16 protein-coding genes are annotated in these 17,019 nt (G+C 62.0%); 4 read left to right on the top strand and 12 right to left on the bottom strand.

Features of this window, described 5'->3' with window-relative positions; translation table 11 throughout:
- Positions 1 to 52: 52 nt before the first annotated feature.
- From FHW37_RS17450 to mutS, 6 genes are all read right to left on the bottom strand, one after another.
- On the bottom strand, positions 53 to 1,111 hold the full coding sequence (locus tag FHW37_RS17450; protein ID WP_145638651.1) for a helix-turn-helix domain-containing protein: 1,059 nt from the start codon (positions 1,109 to 1,111) through the stop codon (positions 53 to 55).
- Positions 1,112 to 1,218: 107 nt separating this feature from the next.
- The gene (gene arsK, locus FHW37_RS17445; RefSeq protein WP_145638649.1) at positions 1,219 to 2,403 is read right to left on the bottom strand and encodes an arsenite efflux MFS transporter ArsK; all 1,185 of its coding nucleotides are present in this window, start codon (positions 2,401 to 2,403) and stop codon (positions 1,219 to 1,221) included.
- On the bottom strand, positions 2,396 to 2,818 hold the full coding sequence (arsC, locus tag FHW37_RS17440; protein WP_145639301.1) for an arsenate reductase (glutaredoxin): 423 nt from the start codon (positions 2,816 to 2,818) through the stop codon (positions 2,396 to 2,398). The genes arsK and arsC overlap by 8 nt, the downstream gene beginning before the upstream one ends.
- A gap of 100 nt (positions 2,819 to 2,918) precedes the next feature.
- Positions 2,919 to 3,857: an MYG1 family protein gene (locus tag FHW37_RS17435; protein WP_145638647.1), complete on the bottom strand. Its 939-nt coding sequence runs from the start codon at positions 3,855 to 3,857 to the stop codon at positions 2,919 to 2,921.
- Between the two features lie 118 nt (positions 3,858 to 3,975).
- Positions 3,976 to 4,458 carry a transcription elongation factor GreA gene (gene greA / locus FHW37_RS17430; RefSeq protein ID WP_145638645.1) on the bottom strand — a complete coding sequence of 161 codons (483 nt, stop codon included), beginning with the start codon at positions 4,456 to 4,458 and terminating at the stop codon, positions 3,976 to 3,978.
- 269 nt (positions 4,459 to 4,727) lie between these two features.
- The gene (gene mutS, locus FHW37_RS17420) at positions 4,728 to 7,376 is read right to left on the bottom strand and encodes a DNA mismatch repair protein MutS (protein ID WP_145639300.1); all 2,649 of its coding nucleotides are present in this window, start codon (positions 7,374 to 7,376) and stop codon (positions 4,728 to 4,730) included.
- 198 nt (positions 7,377 to 7,574) lie between these two features.
- On the opposite strand from mutS, the gene FHW37_RS17415 reads away from it, so the two are divergent.
- From FHW37_RS17415 to FHW37_RS17405, 3 genes are all read left to right on the top strand, one after another.
- Positions 7,575 to 9,884, top strand: coding sequence for an NADP-dependent malic enzyme (locus FHW37_RS17415; RefSeq protein WP_145638641.1), 2,310 nt, complete (start codon positions 7,575 to 7,577; stop codon positions 9,882 to 9,884).
- Between the two features lie 65 nt (positions 9,885 to 9,949).
- On the top strand, positions 9,950 to 10,219 hold the full coding sequence (locus FHW37_RS17410) for a type II toxin-antitoxin system Phd/YefM family antitoxin (protein ID WP_145638639.1): 270 nt from the start codon (positions 9,950 to 9,952) through the stop codon (positions 10,217 to 10,219).
- Positions 10,216 to 10,605, top strand: coding sequence for a type II toxin-antitoxin system VapC family toxin (locus tag FHW37_RS17405; protein ID WP_145638637.1), 390 nt, complete (start codon positions 10,216 to 10,218; stop codon positions 10,603 to 10,605). The genes FHW37_RS17410 and FHW37_RS17405 overlap by 4 nt, the downstream gene beginning before the upstream one ends.
- On the opposite strand, the gene FHW37_RS17400 is transcribed toward FHW37_RS17405, so the two are convergent.
- The 5 genes from FHW37_RS17400 to FHW37_RS17380 form a co-directional block, all read right to left on the bottom strand.
- A complete protein-coding gene (locus FHW37_RS17400) occupies positions 10,602 to 11,492 on the bottom strand; it encodes a GNAT family N-acetyltransferase (protein ID WP_145638635.1) in 891 nt (296 codons plus the stop codon). The two genes, FHW37_RS17405 and FHW37_RS17400, sit on opposite strands and share 4 nt — an antisense overlap.
- A 111-nt stretch (positions 11,493 to 11,603) precedes the next feature.
- On the bottom strand, positions 11,604 to 13,379 hold the full coding sequence (locus tag FHW37_RS17395; RefSeq protein WP_145638633.1) for a hybrid sensor histidine kinase/response regulator: 1,776 nt from the start codon (positions 13,377 to 13,379) through the stop codon (positions 11,604 to 11,606).
- A gap of 43 nt (positions 13,380 to 13,422) precedes the next feature.
- Positions 13,423 to 13,926 (bottom strand): signal peptidase II, encoded by a 504-nt coding sequence (gene lspA, locus FHW37_RS17390; protein WP_145638631.1) that lies wholly within the window; start codon positions 13,924 to 13,926, stop codon positions 13,423 to 13,425.
- Positions 13,923 to 14,783, bottom strand: coding sequence for a TrmH family RNA methyltransferase (locus tag FHW37_RS17385; protein ID WP_145638629.1), 861 nt, complete (start codon positions 14,781 to 14,783; stop codon positions 13,923 to 13,925). Before FHW37_RS17385 ends, lspA begins: the two co-directional genes overlap by 4 nt.
- The gene (locus tag FHW37_RS17380; RefSeq protein ID WP_145638627.1) at positions 14,780 to 15,931 is read right to left on the bottom strand and encodes a class I SAM-dependent methyltransferase; all 1,152 of its coding nucleotides are present in this window, start codon (positions 15,929 to 15,931) and stop codon (positions 14,780 to 14,782) included. Before FHW37_RS17380 ends, FHW37_RS17385 begins: the two co-directional genes overlap by 4 nt.
- 203 nt (positions 15,932 to 16,134) lie before the next feature.
- Between FHW37_RS17380 and FHW37_RS17375 the strand changes: the two genes are divergently transcribed.
- A complete protein-coding gene (locus FHW37_RS17375) occupies positions 16,135 to 16,641 on the top strand; it encodes an SRPBCC family protein (protein WP_246690807.1) in 507 nt (168 codons plus the stop codon).
- On the opposite strand, the gene FHW37_RS17370 is transcribed toward FHW37_RS17375, so the two are convergent.
- On the bottom strand, positions 16,642 to 16,974 hold the full coding sequence (locus tag FHW37_RS17370; RefSeq protein WP_145638625.1) for a lipopolysaccharide assembly protein LapA domain-containing protein: 333 nt from the start codon (positions 16,972 to 16,974) through the stop codon (positions 16,642 to 16,644).
- Positions 16,975 to 17,019: the final 45 nt, after the last annotated feature.

The raw sequence follows: 17,019 nt of genomic DNA, 5'->3' as shown, positions 1-17,019 counted from the left end.
CTCGCCTGCCAGGGCGGCAGACGGATGTTTAAGGCACCCATTCCAGCCATTATCAGGGCTGGACGTTTCCAAGTTGTTTCTTCGCGGCCACAAGGTCAAGCCCGTTATTTGCCGGAATCGTTGCAGAGCGCCGCGCTGCGCGCCATTGGCGCGGGCTCATGCCGGTCACGCGGCGGAACTCGCGGTTGAAATTGGATTTCGTCGAAAACCCCGCATCGAACATGATTGCCGTCGCCGGCTGGCTCGTCTCCTCAAGAAGGCGGCAGGCTTCACCGACGCGCCGATTGTTGACGAATTGCGAGACGTTGAGGCCGGTTACCCTGTTGAGTACGGACGAAAGGTCGCGGGCCGGGATCCCGGCCTTGCGGGCAAATTTGGCGAGGCTCAGATTTTCGTCGCGATAAAGATCACCCGCATCCAGCGCCGCCGTCGCGCGGGCGACGATCGCAGCATCCTCCGGGGCCGGATCCGCCACCGGCTGCGGTTTTTGCAAAGCCCGTTGCGGCGAAATGTAAAACAGGCCGACCGTAGCAAGACCGACAATGTTCATCACCGTGATCGCGAAGGGCACACTGCCGGGACCATTGAAGGCTGCATGAATGGCAATCGCGGCATCGCCCGCGGCAAAGAAGAACATCAATGCCGCCGTCAGCCTTGCAGCTCGAAGAGCCGGCCGCATGCGTTCCAGCTTGGCCTCGGCCATCAGATCCTCGTCATCCGTCCGCGTCAGCCGCCAGAGCGCGATGCCGTAAGCGATGAAAACGCCGAGAAGAAGGGGATCGACCAGAGGCCGCAGGGCAATCACCGCACAAAGCACGAGGACCGGCGGCAGAAGGTGCAGGAAGGGCGATGGCGAAGGAACACCGGTGAGTTCGCGGAAAGCGAGGAAGGCCAGTGGCGGCATCGCGGCGGCCGTCACAGGCTGTACCGGCGCAAGCTCGCTCACACCGTAACCGAAATGCAGGCCGACGATCAGGCCCTGCAGGGCATAAAGAATGAGGAAAGCCGTGAAATAACGGCGGCTTCCCGGCACGTCAGCGCCCTTCAGGCTTTGGTGAAGTGCCAGCGCAAAAACCAACCCGGCAAGGAAAGGCAGAGGAACGGTAAGCAAGACGACGATCCCGGCAATGGCGGCCGAACGGCCTCAATATCGTTTCGGCATGACCATAACATGTTCGCAGCCGAGGGGCAGGACCCGAAGCCCGTCTCGTAGTTATTTCATGCGGGGATGCGGCGTGGTGAAATGCACAGAAAGCAGACGATCGCCAGCGAACCGATCGCGGCGGCAAGAGCAAGCGACCATGCAGTGCCGATATTCTGCATGGAAAGCGAAAACAGGAAGGGCGCCAGCGCCGACAGGATCAACCGCGCCGCCATCATCCGGCCCTGCAGGCTACCATAACCCTCACTGCCGAAAAGCTGCAGCGGCAAGGTGCCGGTGACGATGCTGAGCAGGCCGTTACCCATGCCGAAGATCACGGCGAACACGAGGGCGCCGGTGACGGAAGGGGCCGTCACGAGAAGGACTGTGACTCCGAGCGGAATAAGGACTGCGGCGACCAGCGCAAGGTGAAGTGCGGCAAGGCCCTTGCCGAACACCATGTTGATCAGCCGGCTTGCCACCTGAGACGGGCCGAAGGTCGTTCCGATCAGTGCCGCCGCCGCACCGAGGCCAAGGTTCGACAGAAGCGGGACCATGTGGACGAGCACGGCGGCGCTGACGAGCGACATGAAGGAAAAGCCAGCCACCATCAGGCTGAAGCCGATGCGCCGCCGCTCAGCCGGAAGACTGCCTTCCATGCGCGGCAGGGCCGAGGGCGCCTTTTCCCGCCGTCGGGCGGGGCCGCGTGCCAGCATGGCATGGATCGGCAGGCAGACGAGAAGATTGAGCGCGGCAAAGACGAGATAGACGTGTTGCCAGGAAAGATGGGCATGCAGCAGTGTCGTCACCGGCCAGAACACTGTGGAAGCGAAACCGGCGATCAGCGTCAGATAGGTGATGCTGCGGGATGCGGCCTGCGGGCGAAGCTGCACGAGCAGGGCAAAGGCCGCACCATATTGCACGAGATTGGCCGAAATCTCGATCGCGATCAACGCCAATGCATAGGATGCCCTGCCCGGCGCCATCGCGCAGGCGGCAAGCGCCAAGGCCGCGATGGCAGAGCCGATCGTCATCACCCGCCCTGCCCCGATCCTGTCGAAAAGCACACCGAGCCAGGGGGCGGTAAAACCGCCGATCAGCAGTGCGACCGAAAGGATGCCGAAAATCCATTCGGTCGACCAGGAAAAATGGTTCGCCATATCCGGCGCCAGAATGCTGAAACTGTAATAGAGCGTGCCGTAACCGATAATCTGGGTGACCCCGAGCCCTGCGACGGCCGCAAGGGGTACACGCTCAGACAAGACGCTTGCCGTCAGCGTCGATCACCTGCTGGCCATCTTCCTTGGCAAAGGCACCACTCTGGCCTTCGGGCAGGATATCGAGAACCAGTTCCGAAGGGCGCGCGAGACGCGTACCGAGCGGTGTGGCGACGAAAGGCCGGTTGATCAGGATCGGATGCGCCAGCATGGCATCGAGGAGCGCATCATCCGTCAGCGACGGATCGCCGAGGCCAAGCTCGGCATAGGGCGTTCCCTTTTCGCGGATCGCCTCGCGCACCGTCAGGCCGGCATTGGCGATCATGGCTTTCAGCTCCCCGCGGCTCGGCGGGTTTTTCAGATACTCGATGATGGTCGGCTCGATGCCGGCATTGCGGATCATGGCGAGTGTGTTGCGGGACGTGCCGCAGGCCGGGTTATGGTAGATCGTGACGGCCATCATTGCTGCGGGCATCCTTTCCCGGAAAATTCCTGCGCTAGCTCACTGATTTTACGCAGCTCCGGACGCAAAACCGCTGCGCACTTTTGCTGGATCTGCTCTAGTTCGCCTCGGTGCCGGCGGCCAGTGCTTCTTTCACCGCGATCTCCGCCATGGCGAGCACGGCTTCCTTCGTTTTTGCAGCGGCGATGAAGCGGCCATTGTGGCAGAAGGTGGCGCCCTTCACGCCGGAGGCGGCTTCGAGATCGCCATTCGTCAAGCCTGCCCAGGCGGCCGGCAGGTCGGCGCGGGCTTCAAAACCTTCCTCGCTGCGGCGGATCGTGGTGAGGCACCAGTCCTTGTCGCGCGGGTGGACGACGAAGAGAAGATGATCGGCGCCGGCCTTAACGATAGAGGGGCGGAACGGCATGCCGACCGGCAATTCGAGAACGCGGCCTTCGCCCGTCTCGGCAATCGCCTTCATGACCAGTGCCTCAGCGCGCAGCTTTGCCGCACTGCCAGCGATCCTTGCCTCGACGAAGCTGCGGGCAATACCGAGCGCCGTGTTGAAGCCCCGCATTTCGGCCTCGGGATCGGTCTCGTCGAAAACAGGCTTCAGCGTTTCGAGAAGCGACGGCAGGGTGAGACCTGCCAGCGGGCCGGCGATGGACGGGTTGAGTGCGCCATTGTCCATGAGATCGATCGGCAGAACGAAGCTTTTGTCGAACGAGGCATGCAAAGGCTCGACATGATCGGCAGGGATGCCAAGTGCTATCAGATAATCACGGCCGTAATGTTTCCAGACCAGGCCAAAGGAACTGTAAGGGTTGCCATCCTCGCGCAGCGGCGCGCCGCGCTGGTGATGATCGAAAATGCCCTTTTCGGCGTCATAAGCGCCGCCGACATCGTAGATGATGCGGTCGGAACCAGGCGTGATCCATTCCGGCGCGCGGCTGCGGACAATCTTCGCCTCCGGGAAAAGGCGGGTCAGGATGACGCTGGACAGAGTTTCGTCGGCATGAAAGCCACCGGAATGGGTGACAAGAAAAGCTGGAATCATGCCGGGAGAGGCCCTGTTGTTCGAGATGCGGTACAGCCAGATACCCTTTCACGCAGGCGATCTCAATCCATCGCTAACCCGAAATGCACGTCTTGGTTAGCGGCCCGGTCTGAAAACCTCAGGAAATGGCGACAACCTCAAGTTCCTGATCACCAATCACGATCAGATCGCCGACCGTCTTGCCCATCAGGCCCCGTGCAACCGGCGAAACATAGGAAACGGAACCCGCTTTCGGATCGGCTTCATCCTCGCCGACGATGCGGTAAGTCTGGACACGGCCATCGTCGCGGCTGAATTTGACCGTGCTGCCGAATGCGACCAAGTCGTTCGACGCCGGCACCGCCACGAGTTCGGCGGTGCGGACGCGTTCGGCCAGGTAACGAATATCGCGCAAGGGGCCGGCCGACTGACGCCGGCGCTCGTTGATATCCTCGACCGCCTGGGCCGCCTCATAGGCTTCGCGCGCCTGTTTCAGCTGGGTTTCAAGCGCCTTGAGGCCGGTTTCCGTCACCAGATTGAGATGGGGCGAGATGACACGATCCGGCAGCAGGGTTTCTGCGGCCGTTTCGGCACTCTCTTCCTTGACGAAGGCGACGCTCACGCTGGGGCTCCATTTTGACGCGAAAGCAGGAATATAGGGCAGCGGGAGGGTGGATGCCAATATTGTTAACAGCATGTGAGGCGCCCCCCTCTGGCCTGCCGGCCATCTCCCCCACAGGTGGGGAGATGGGCTGGGCGCTCGTACATCGCCCGGACATCGACCGCTGAGGGAAGCGAGAGGTCGCCACGGACAGATCTCCCCCGTGTGGGGGAGATGCCCGGCAGGGCATAGGGGGGTATCCCGCCCCGTGCCGCCAATGGGTTACAGCCCTACTTCTCTCCCATTTGCTTCTTCAGCGCATAAAGCGCATCCAATGCCTCGCGCGGGCTCATCTCGTCCGGGTTGATCGCCTTCAGGCTTTCTTCGACCTTGGAAGCACCACGGCGCGTCTCTTCCTTCCGCACCGCGACCTGGAAGAGCGGCAGATCGTCGATCAGCTGGCTTGCCGGGTTCTTGCGATCGGAATCCTCCAGCCGTGTCAGGACATCGCGGGCGCGGGCAACGACCGAGTCCGGAAGGCCGGCAAGACGAGCGACCTGGATACCGTAGGAACGATCGGCGGCGCCCGGGCCAACTTCGTGCAGGAAGATGACCTCACCGTCCCATTCGCGGACCTTCATCGTCGCGTTGGAAAGCCGGCTGAGCTTTTCCGAAAGCACGGTGAGTTCGTGGAAATGGGTGGCGAACAGGCCGCGGCAGCGATTGCCTTCGTGAAGATGCTCGACGGCGGCCCAGGCGATCGACAGGCCGTCGAAGGTGGCGGTGCCGCGGCCGATTTCATCGAGGATGACCAGCGAACGGTCGGTCGCCTGATTGAGGATGGCTGCCGTCTCGACCATTTCCACCATGAAGGTGGAACGGCCGCGGGCGAGATCGTCAGAAGCGCCGACGCGTGAGAAAAGGCGGTCGACGATGCCGATATGGGCGGATGCGGCCGGCACAAAGGAGCCCATCTGGGCGAGGATGGCGATCAGTGCGTTCTGGCGCAGGAAGGTCGACTTACCGCCCATGTTCGGGCCGGTCAGCAGCCAGAGTGCGCCGAACTCGCCACCATCCTTGGGCGAAAGATCGCATTCATTGGCAATGAACGGGCCGGAAGACTGGCGGCGCAGAGCCTGCTCGACGACCGGATGGCGACCGCCCTCGATCGCGAACATACGGGACGCATCGACGATCGGGCGGCGGTAATCCCATTCCTCAGACAGCATGGCGAGGCCGGCTGCGACATCGACGATGGCAAGCGCACGGGCACCGGCCTTGATCGCCTCGGCTTCAGCCGTGACGGCCGATACCATGTGGTCGAAGGCGGCAAGCTCGATCGTCAGCGCCTTGTCGGCGGCATTGGCGATGCGGCTTTCGAGATCGGCAAGCTCCGTTGTGGTAAAACGCATGGCATTCGCCATCGTCTGGCGATGGATGAAGCGCGCCTTGGCTTCCGGCGTGTCGGTCATCGGGCCGGAATTTCCGGCCGTGACCTCAATGAAGTAACCGAGCACATTGTTGTGCTTGATCTTCAGCGACTTGATGCCGGTCTCTTCCGCGTATTCCAGCTGCAGACCTGCGATCACCTTTCGCGACTGATCGCGCAGGGCACGGACCTGATCCAGCTCGGCATTGGCGCCATCGGCGAGGAAGCCGCCATCGCGCTTGAGGAGTGGCAGTTCTTCGGCAAGCGTTTCGGCAAGTAGGCTTTCGACCTGCGCCGGCAGGGATTTCAAATCTGTGAGAGCTGCGGAGAGTTCTTCCGGCAGCATGGCCTCGCCGAGGAAGGCGGCAACCCCGCGTGCGGCTTCGAGGCCGACAAGGATGGCGCCGAGATCGCGCGGGCCGCCACGGTCGAGCGCGAGGCGCGACAGGGCGCGCGGCATATCCGGCACGTGCTTGAGGGCCGAGCGCAGTTCGGAGCAGAGGCCCGGTTCCTCGATCAGGAAGGAGATGGAATCGAGCCGCAGATTGATGCGCTCGGGATCCGTCAGCGGCGACATCAGCCGTTCGGCCAGCAGGCGGGCGCCGCCGCCAGTGACCGTACGGTCGATCGCCTTCAGCAGCGTGCCGTCGCGCTCGCCGGACAGGGTGCGGGTGAGTTCGAGATTGCCGCGGGTGGCAGGGTCGATGAACAGCGTCGAGGCGCCGCTTTCACGCTCCGGCCGGCCGAGCGGCGGGCGTTCGGCAAGTTGGGTCTTTTCGACGTAAGCGACAGCAGCAGAAGCGGCAGCCAATTCCGCGCGGGAAAAAGTGCCAAAGCCGTCCAGCGTGCCGACACCGAAATAACGGGCGATGCGGCCTTCCGAGGTTGCGCTATCGAAGAGGACAGAAGGCTGCGGCACGACGACGCGGCCGAGCACGTCGAAGACGGGTTTTAAGGACGCATCATGGAAGGCCGTGTCGGGGACGATCAGCTCGCGCGGGTCGATGCGCAGGATATCGGCAAGCAGACGCGAGGGATCTGTTTCGGCCAGTCGGAAGACACCGGTCGAGATGTCGATCCAGGCGAGCGCCATCTGCGGATCGGTCGATCCCTTGATGCGCGCGAGCGTCATCAGGTAGTTGGATTCCGAGGCGACGAGCAGCTTTTCCTCGGTGATCGTGCCGGGCGTGACGAGGCGCACGACATCGCGCTTCACCACCGATTTTCCGCCGCGTTTCTTCGCTTCCGCAGGGTCTTCCACCTGTTCGCAGACGGCAACGCGGAAGCCGAGAGCGATCAGTTTCTGCAGATAATCGTCGGCCGCATGGACCGGCACGCCGCACATCGGAATGTCGATCCCCATGTGCTGGCCGCGCCGCGTCAGCGTGATGCCGAGCGCTCGCGACGCGTCCACAGCGTCCTCGAAGAACAGCTCGTAGAAGTCGCCCATCCGGTAGAAGAGCATCGACCCTGGGTTGTTGGCCTTGATCTCGATATATTGTTCCATCATCGGCGTGGCCGATGCGCGGCTCTCTTCCGTCGCCAGTTGGGCGGCAGTCAGGGCTTCGATGGAGAATCTTTCAAACTGGGTCACGGAAACGATTTTTTGTTGCACGCTGGGAGTGGCGACACTATCGGTGTTGACCCCTTAAAGACAACATCCGCAGGCCTCCAACGGACGGCTGCCCACAAAAAGCTGGAGAGGAACATGCCCGTGAATGGTCCGAGCAATGACAAGAACAGCGGCAAGGTTAGCCGCAACCGCGCATCGGTGACGGAACAGGAAGCGCTGGACTTCCACTCCGAAGGTCGTCCCGGCAAGCTGGAAATCACCCCGACCAAGCCGATGGCGACACAGCGCGACCTGTCGCTTGCCTATTCGCCGGGTGTCGCAGTGCCGGTCCTGGCGATCGCCGCCAATCCGGCGACTGCCTATGATTATACGACGCGCGGCAATATGGTGGCCGTCATCTCCAACGGCACGGCCATTCTCGGCCTCGGCAATCTCGGGGCGCTGGCCTCGAAGCCGGTCATGGAAGGCAAGTCCGTCCTGTTCAAGCGCTTTGCCGACGTGGATTCGATCGACCTCGAAGTCGATACCGAAAATGTCGACGAGTTCATCAACTGCGTGCGTTTTCTCGGGCCCTCCTTCGGCGGCATCAATCTTGAGGACATCAAGGCTCCGGAATGTTTTATCATCGAAAGCCGCCTGCGCGAGCTGATGGACATCCCGGTCTTCCATGACGACCAGCACGGCACCGCGATCATCGCCGCCGCCGGCCTGATCAACGCGCTGGAATTGACCGGCCGCGACCTGAAGACCACCAAGCTCGTCTGCAACGGCGCGGGTGCGGCGGCGATCGCCTGCGTCGAGCTGATCAAGGCCATGGGTTTCAACCCGGCCAATATCACGCTCTGTGACACAAAGGGCGTCATCTACCAGGGCCGCACCGAGGGCATGAACCAGTGGAAGAGCGCGCATGCGGTGAAGACCGACAGCCGTTCGCTGGAAGAAGCCATGAAGGGTGCCGACGTCGTGTTCGGCCTTTCCCAGAAGGGCGCCTTTACCGAAGAGATGATCCGTTCGCTGGCGCCGAAGCCGATCATTTTTGCGATGGCCAATCCCGACCCGGAAATCACCCCGGAAGAAGTCGCCCGCATCCGCGACGACGCGATCATGGCGACCGGCCGTTCGGACTATCCGAACCAGGTCAACAATGTGCTTGGCTTCCCCTACATCTTCCGCGGCGCGCTCGATGTGCGAGCCCGCCAGATCAACGATGCAATGAAGATCGCCGCCGCCCAGGCACTGGCCGATCTCGCCCGTGAGGACGTGCCGGATGATGTTGCCGCCGCCTATCAGGGCAATCGTCCGCGTTTCGGCGCCCAGTACATCATCCCGGTTCCGTTCGATCCGCGGCTGATCTCGGCGATCCCGGTCGCCGTTGCGAAGGCTGCGATGGAAAGCGGCGTAGCGCAGAAGGACATTCCGGATCTCGGCGCCTACGCCGCAGAGCTTTCCGCCCGCCGCGACCCGATCGCCGCGACAACGCAAGGGATCTACGACCGCGTTAAGCGTTTCCCGAAGCGCGTCGTCTTTGCCGAGGCGGAGGAAGAACAGGTGATGCGCGCCGCCGTCACCTTCACCCATCACAAGCTCGGCACGGCGATCCTGCTCGGCCGTGACGACGTGATCCGCGCGACGGCCGAAAAGGCCGGTATCGACCTCGACCGGCCGGGCATCGAGATCGTCAACGCGCGCATTTCCGATCGCGTCGATACCTATATCGACTATCTCTACGAGCGCCTGCAGCGCCAGGGCTTTCTGCTGCGCGACGTGCAGCGCCTGATCCATAACGACCGCAACCATTTTGCCGCCACCATGGTGGCGACGGGCGATGCGGATGCGATGGTGACGGGCACGACCCGCAATTATGCAACGGCGCTTTCCGACGTACGCCGCTGCATCGACGTGAAGCCGGGCCATAAGGTGATCGGCGTTTCGATCGTGGTTGCCCGCGGCCGGACGATCTTCGTGGCCGACACGGCCGTGCACGACATGCCGAATGCCGAGCAGATCGCCGATATCGCCGTCGAGGCCGCACGGGTCGCCAGGCGCATGGGTTACGAGCCGCGTGTCGCCTTGCTTGCCTATTCGACCTTCGGCCAGCCTATCGGCGAACGGTCGGAACGCGTCCGCGAAGCGGTCAAGATCCTCGACGGCCGGCGGGTTGATTTCGAGTATGACGGCGAAATGGCGGCCGACGTGGCGCTCAATGCGCACCGGATGGAGCAGTATCCGTTCTGCCGTCTTTCCGGCACGGCCAATGTCCTCGTCATGCCGGCGATCCATTCGGCTTCGATCGCCACCCGCATGCTGCAGGAACTCGGCGCCTCGACCGTCATCGGCCCGCTTCTCGTCGGCCTCGACAAGTCGGTGCAGATCACCCAGATGGGCGCCAAGGATTCGGATATCGTCAACATGGCAGCCATCGCCGCCTACAACTCCGGGTCGTAAGGCTTTCTTGAAATGGCGCTCCGGGTGGATTAGTCTGAGAAGACATTCACCCGGAGCGCATGCTCATGAAAACCGTGAATATTGCCCAGGCCCAGGAAGATCTGTCGCAGCTCGCTGACGAGGCGGCGAAGGGTGAAGGTTTCGTCATCGAAAAGGATGGGAAGCCGCTGGTGAAAGTGGTGCCGGTTGAGACATCCCCGACTGCAGAGACAGCGGAAGCACCTAAGAAAAAGCGGCGGATCGGCTTTCTGGATGGGCAATTCTTTATTCCAGAAGACCTGGATAAGGCCTTGGACAAGGAGATCGAGGAGCTCTTTTACGGCAATAGCAAGTGAAGGTGCTTCTGGATTCTCACCTGCTGGTCTGGCTTGTCGGGGCGTCAGACCGATTACCGGCGATGGCACGCGGCGCAATCGAAAATCCCGACAATATCATCTACTTCAGTTCGGCAAGCATCTGGGAACTATCTATCAAGCACGCCTCCGGCAGAGCGCGCTTGGCGCTACCTCCGATGCTTCTGTACGAAAAGCTGATAGATAACGACTTCAGAGAAGTTCCCGTGACTGCGGCGCACGGTTTGAGAACTGTTTCGCTCCCTGCCATCCACAAGGACCCGTTCGACCGGATCCTCATTGCGCAGGCCATGTCGGAGGAGATGATCCTTCTCACCTCCGACGCAGCGATGGCGCAATACGATGCTCCGGTCCGGCTGGTCCTTTAGATCGGGTCGCCGGACTTGGTGGCGAAGCGGTTGGCGTCGGCGCCGTAATGGGCAACATAACGCTCGGAAATCGACGCGATCGGCAGGACGATCAGCACGTCGGTCGTGTTGAAGGCGTGGTCGATGACCGCGCCATTGCCGACCATTGCGCCGAGACGCAGATAACCCTTGATCAGCGGCGGCAGTGTCGTGACAGCCCGGCGCGCGTTGATGTCGTCGAAAGGCATCAGATCCATGTTGGTATAAAGCTCGGGCAGAGCCGAGACCGCCCATTCCTCCTTGCCGAGCACCGTATGGTGCAGGAAGGACAGGGCCAGCGCATGTTCCTGCGGGTTGGTGCCCGAGAAGGAAGCGCAGCCGAACATGGCGCCCATGCCGTGCTTGACCGAATAGGACCAGTTGCCCTGCCAGAGAAGCTCGACGGTGCGCTTGGTGCGGTGTTGCGGCAGAACGCAGGAGCGGCCGAGCTCCATGAACTGCTTGTCCGGATGGCGGGCGAGAAGCGGCTCGATGTCATATTCGGAGGCCGAATAGAACCCGCCGTTCGCCATCGCCACTTCCTGCCGCAGCAGGCGATACGTGCCGACGATCTGGTCTTCGATCTCGCCTTCTATGGCATTGTCGACGACGAGAAGGTGGTCGCAGAATTCGTCATACTTGTCGAAATCCCGCCGGCGGGCCATTGCCTCGGGGCTGAGTTTCGCATGCATTTCTTCGGCAAAAACGCGAAAACGTACGGATTGTGCTGCATCGATCTCACGATCGTTGCGCGCAAGCCGCGTTTCCAGCGAGCCAATGCGGCCGAATACATCGCCGCTTTCCGGGATAGGCGCCGGTGCCTGGTTTGCTTCTGGGGTCAATTCGCGGTTCAGGAGCTCAAGTGCCATGGTGATTTTCCCCGTCCCGGTTCGATCACCGTCATAAAACATCTCTCTGCTACAGGAACGTGACAGAGACTGTCATAATAGGAACTGGGAACCTCAGCGTCAACGGACAGGTCAACGCGCCTGTTTCAGTTCCACCGCAGTGCGGCCAAGAAGTCGCACTTCCTCGATCAGCACGCCCGGATCCACCGGCTTCTGCAGCACTTTGCACGCGCCGTGTTCGATCACCTTGCGGCGCGCTTCGCCGCGGCTGTCGCCGGTCAGCACGACGACGGGGACGTCACGCACGTCGACAGCGGCCCGATGGGTGAGAAAATCGACGATCGTGCCGCCGGGCATATGCATGTCACAAATCACCAGATCGGCCGCCGCCTCGCCCAACGCACCCGTCAGGGATGGAAAATCCCCCATCAGCCTCACCCGATGCCCCGCCTTGCGCAGGATAGCGGAGACCAGCATGGCATTGACCGGATCATCCTCGCCGAGAAGGATGTCGAGACCGACTTCCTGATCGACCTTCTCCTCCTGTTTCGGAGGCGGTGCGGACGGTGCTGCCCTGTCGGCAAAGGCGTCACGCGTCCCGAATCCGCGCAGGCGACCGCTCAGGACGTCGATCAGCGACTTTTCGCGCAGCGGCCGGATCAGCCAGGCATCGAAGAAGTCCTGCGGCTGCGAGGCGCGCTCTTCCGGATTGACGAGAAGGATACGGTGCAGCGCCGAATGGGACGGCTCGCAGGCATATTCGGATGCCAGCCGGTGATCGACGATCAGGTCGGTATAGGGCGAGCCGATGGCGGCGGCGCGGTCGATCAGCATCTGGACATTCTGCGGGCTCGATACATGGCGGCAGACGCCGCCGAGTGTTTCGATGCTGGCGACGGTGGCGATGGCCGCCGGGCCCTCCGGTGCGAGCAGAAGGACGCGCGATCGCAGCAGCGCACGGCTGCGATCGTGATCCCCCGCTGCCGCATCTTCGGCAAGTCGCAGCGGGAAGCGGATAATGAAGGTGCTGCCGGTTCCCTTGCGGCTGGTGACGGAGAGCGAACCACCGAATTCGGACAGGATGCGGGACGCGATGCCGAGGCCAAGGCCCGTACCTTCGCTGCGCGCCTCGGCAGAGCCGACCTGTTCGTATTCACCAAATATCCGTATCTGCTCTTCGGGTGTCATTCCGGGGCCGGTATCGGCGACGGAGATCGCAATCATGCCGCTCTCTTCAAGCAGCACACGAACGAGGACGCCACCGATCGTGGTGAATTTCACCGCATTGCCAACGACGTTGAACAGAACCTGGCGCAGACGCGCGGGGTCGATATCGAGAAGTTCCGGCACTTCGGCCGACACCGTGGCCGCTATTTCGATGCGTTTGCCGTGGGCCCGCGGCGCCAGCATTTCGACCACGCCTTCGATCAGCTGGCGCAGGTCTGCGGCGCGGGTGTTCAGCCGGAAACGACCGGCCTCCAGCGTGGAATAATCGAGAAGATCCTCGACCAGCTGAGCGAGCGCATAACCAGACTGGCGGATGCCGCTCAGGTAATTCTGCTGCTCGGCGGTGAGCCGTGTCTGGCCGAAGAGATGGGTCATGCCCAAAATGCCGTTGAGCGGTGTGCGAAGCTCGTGGACGACGGTGGCGATCTGGCGCGACTTGGCGGCACTTTCCGCCTCGGCATTCTTCAGATCCCGTTGAAGCCTTGCGGATGGCGTGCTGCGCCGCCATTGCACGATGCGGGCCAGCAGGCCGCCGATCGAGCTGCGGGATGCCGGCTTTGCCTCTGAACCGAGGCCAATAGGAGGCACTCTCTGCTCGACGGTCGTTTCAACGACGTCGACAGACGCGGAAGACGCGAACGCTTCGGAGATACGTTCCTGTATTTCGGCAATATCGCGCATGGGAAGGAGCCTATCGAGGTTTCCTTCCCATTCCCTAGCGCAATCAGGTAAAATTTTGCTGATCGTTCTTTTTCGGGCCAAACAACTCGTCGAGGATGACGAAACCGGCACCGATGGTAATAAAACTGTCAGCCAGATTGAAGACTGCGAAGGACCATGTCTCGGTGTGGAACAGAACGTAGTCCACCACGTGACCATAAACGATACCATCGATCAGATTGCCGATCGCTCCAGCGATGATCAGCGCATAACCGATATGGGCAAGCGGCCTCTGTTTGGAGGTTTTCCGCCATAGCCAGATGACGAAAGCGACGATGATGATCCGCATGCCGATGATCACCTCGCGCTCCATGCCGGACAGAAGCGAGAAGGCGACGCCGAGATTATAGGTGCGATAGAGCGCCAGAACCGGCAGGAGCGGCACGGCCTGTTCCAGCGGCAGGTACATTTCGACGGCGATCTTGACCAACTGGTCGAGCAGGACGGCGATGGCGATGAAGATCACGGCGCTGAGCGGGCGGGACAGGAGGGCGCGGCTTTCCGTCATTTTCTTTCTTCCAGGGTCAGCAGATGGCGGCGGGCCTCGAATAGCATGACGGCGGTGGCGACGGCGAGATTGAGTGAATCCGCCCTGCCCTGCTGCGGAATACGCACTGTGCGGTCGGCGGCCTTGGCGAGATTGTCCGGCAGGCCGGACTGCTCGTTGCCCATCAAAATCACGACCGGCTTTTTCGCGTAATCGACGGTGCGGTAATCGACGGCGCCGGCGAGATGGGTGGCGACAACGGAGACACCGGCGCTCTTCTGCCAGTTCAGAAACTCTTCGGCCGAGCAGCGGATGACCGGCATGGCGAAAACCGAACCCATCGTGGCGCGCACGGTTTCCAGCGAGAACGGGTCGGTGCTTTCGCCGACCAGGATGACGGCGCTGGCACCGGCGGCATCGGCGGTGCGGATGATCGTGCCGAGATTGCCGGGATCACGGACACGGTCGAGGGCAACGAAGGTCTGCCCTTTGGCCGGAGCGAGATCGGAAAGACGCTGCCAGCGATGGGCGAAAATGCCGACCACCATCTGCGGATTGTCACGGCGGGTAATGGAGGACAGGACCTTTTCGCTGACTTCCAGCACAAGGCCGCCGCTCGCCACCGTCTTTGCTGCTACCTGTTCGACCAGAGGCTTGCCCTTGGCGGCCTTGGCATAGACCAGAGTGCGGATTTCCCAACCGAGTTCCAGCGCATCGATGACGAGTTTCAGGCCTTCCGCCATGAAGGTACCGCTCTCCTCGCGGTGCTTCTTGTCGGTGAGCGACTTGATGTCCTTGATGATCGGGTTGGCAAGTGAGGTGACTTCCTTCACCTGCCCTACCCGGCGCGGTCCTGTGTTCGAATAGTGCTCGCTCATGCGGGTACCCAGCGGCTGAAGAGGGAAGTGGACAATGCGCGACCACGGGTCTTGCCGTCGAGGCCTGCCTCGCGGATCACCAGTTCGCCGGATTCGACGACACCGCCGGCACCGCGCATGGTTTCACGCATCAATTCATGGATCGAATAGAAGCTGGCGCGGATGGAATAGGCAGTCAGTACGAGACCGACAGCATTCGGCGACAGGAGCTGGCGGCAGACATCGAGCATCAGCGGCAGGTGGTCGAACAGATGCCAGACCTCGCCATTCGGACCACGGCCGAATTTCGGCGGGTCGGTGAGGATGATGTCGTAATGATTACCGCGGCGTTCCTCGCGCAGGATGAACTTCATCGCGTCCTCGCAGATCCAGCGGATAGGCGCCTTTTCCAGCCGCGACATGGCCTGGTTTTCTCGGGCCCAGCCGATCGCCTTTTTCGAGGCATCGACATGCGTGACTTCGGCGCCGGCTGCAGCCGCGACCAGGGAGGCGACACCGGTATAGCCGAAAAGGTTCAGGACCTTGAGGGTGCGACCCTGGGCTTTGGCTTCCTCAACGCGGGCTTTCATCCATTCCCAATGGACGATCTGTTCCGGGAACACGCCGACATGGCGAAAGGCGGTGAAACGGCCAAGGAAATCAACGCCGAGCAGGGAGAGCGGCCAGGTTTCGCCGAGCGCTTCCGCCGGAAACCGCCAACGGCCCATGCCGTCCTCGTCGGTATCGCCGGTGAAGACAGCGCTTGCCTTTTCCCAGACATGATCCGGCAAGGTCGGCTGCCATAGAGCCTGTGCCTCAGGGCGGACGATGCGGTAATCGCCATATTGCTCGAGTTTCAGGCCGCGGCCGGTATCGATCAGGTGAAAATCGCCGGCGCCAGAGGATTCGAGAATGACGGGCACGCGCTCGGCCGGCAGGTCGCCGCTGCGCGGCCAGAGCGGGCGCGTCTCGACGGGTGCTGCCTGGCTCGCCTGCTGCTGCGGCTTTGCTTGTACGCGGGCGGGAGCATCCTTGCGCGCCGGGGCTTCCTTACGCACGGGGGCCTCGCTGCGGTGCGCCGGCTTTGCCGGCCCGGCGGTGCGGGACGGCCGGCTGCTACCGGCATCGGGCCGGCCCTTCGACAGCGGCCGCCTTTCCTTGTTCTTCAATGGGTCATCCGTTCGGGTTCATCAATTCAAGGCAGCAGATAACACTTGCACCGCATTCTTCAAAGTGCAGCCACCACCTTGCGGCATTTTTCCCGCCGTGCCGCCCTATCCGGACCTCTTGCCTCACCCGACGGCGCACCCCATGCTTAAGGACGAGACCGTCATGAATTCAAAGAAGACGGCCGGACGATGGGAGGAATCGCATGGAACCTCAGGACGAAGAAAAGGGCAGCGAAAGCCTGATGGGTGATATTGGCGGCGAGGAACGCATCGCCGCACCCCGTGACGTGGTCTGGGCAGCGCTCAACGATCCCGACATGCTGAAACCCTGCATTCCGGGCTGCCAGACACTGGAATGGATTTCTGCCAACGAGCTCGAAGCCAGTATCCGAGTAAGGATCGGGCCGATACCCGCGCATTTTTCCGGAAAGATCACACTGTCAGACGTGGTTGCGCCGGAGAGCTATACGATTTCCGGTCAGGGCAAAGGGGGCATTGCTGGCTTTGCCAAAGGTTCTGCAAAGGTGAGGCTCAAAGCCGATGGAAACGAGACGTTGCTGCATTACGAGACGGAGGCGCAACTCGGCGGGCGCCTTGCCAAGCTCGGCGCCAAGCTGATTGCGGCAGCGGCGCAAAAACTCGGCTCGCGTTTCTTTGCGGATTTCAGCGAGGCCGTGACCAGACGGGCCTCGGATGCCCGAAACGGCTGATTACTTGGACGGAAGCTGGGAGACGGTGCGCGGCGTGGTCGCGGCCGCATGCTGGCCCTGCCACTTCATCGCCTCGCGTGCCTCGACACGGGCCTGACGGCGATAACGGCCCTGGTTCCACCATGTGACGGCCGAACCAATCGCCATGCCGATCAGGACAGCAAGAATGAGGAATAAGAAGAAAGGTGCACTGACCGAGAGCATGCTGTCTTCGGGCCGGAAGGGATTGAGCGCGAGCGTGACGCTCTGGCGGTTGGCAACGGCGAGCACGATCAGCACGATGCCCAGCGGCACGAAGATCACGAGGCTGATGATCCGCTTCAACTTGCTCATAAAATTCTCCCGGCGCTTTTCAGTCGCGGCAGAAGATTGCCGCTC

The organism is Neorhizobium alkalisoli (genome assembly GCF_007829835.1).
Taxonomy (GTDB): domain Bacteria; phylum Pseudomonadota; class Alphaproteobacteria; order Rhizobiales; family Rhizobiaceae; genus Neorhizobium.
This window is presented reverse-complemented; position numbering and strand designations above follow the sequence as displayed.

What these genes read in the sequence shown, in the direction of transcription:
- arsC (WP_145639301.1), bottom strand. Translation starts at nt 2,818, where the DNA reads ATGGCCGTCACGATCTACCATAACCCGGCCTGCGGCACGTCCCGCAAC.
- FHW37_RS17435 (WP_145638647.1), bottom strand. Translation starts at nt 3,857, where the DNA reads ATGATTCCAGCTTTTCTTGTCACCCATTCCGGTGGCTTTCATGCCGAC.
- mutS (WP_145639300.1), bottom strand. Translation starts at nt 7,376, where the DNA reads ATGATGGAACAATATATCGAGATCAAGGCCAACAACCCAGGGTCGATG.
- FHW37_RS17415 (WP_145638641.1), top strand. Translation starts at nt 7,575, where the DNA reads ATGCCCGTGAATGGTCCGAGCAATGACAAGAACAGCGGCAAGGTTAGC.
- FHW37_RS17410 (WP_145638639.1), top strand. Translation starts at nt 9,950, where the DNA reads ATGAAAACCGTGAATATTGCCCAGGCCCAGGAAGATCTGTCGCAGCTC.
- FHW37_RS17400 (WP_145638635.1), bottom strand. Translation starts at nt 11,492, where the DNA reads ATGGCACTTGAGCTCCTGAACCGCGAATTGACCCCAGAAGCAAACCAG.
- FHW37_RS17395 (WP_145638633.1), bottom strand. Translation starts at nt 13,379, where the DNA reads ATGCGCGATATTGCCGAAATACAGGAACGTATCTCCGAAGCGTTCGCG.
- lspA (WP_145638631.1), bottom strand. Translation starts at nt 13,926, where the DNA reads ATGACGGAAAGCCGCGCCCTCCTGTCCCGCCCGCTCAGCGCCGTGATC.
- FHW37_RS17385 (WP_145638629.1), bottom strand. Translation starts at nt 14,783, where the DNA reads ATGAGCGAGCACTATTCGAACACAGGACCGCGCCGGGTAGGGCAGGTG.
- FHW37_RS17375 (WP_246690807.1), top strand. Translation starts at nt 16,135, where the DNA reads ATGGAACCTCAGGACGAAGAAAAGGGCAGCGAAAGCCTGATGGGTGAT.
- FHW37_RS17370 (WP_145638625.1), bottom strand. Translation starts at nt 16,974, where the DNA reads ATGAGCAAGTTGAAGCGGATCATCAGCCTCGTGATCTTCGTGCCGCTG.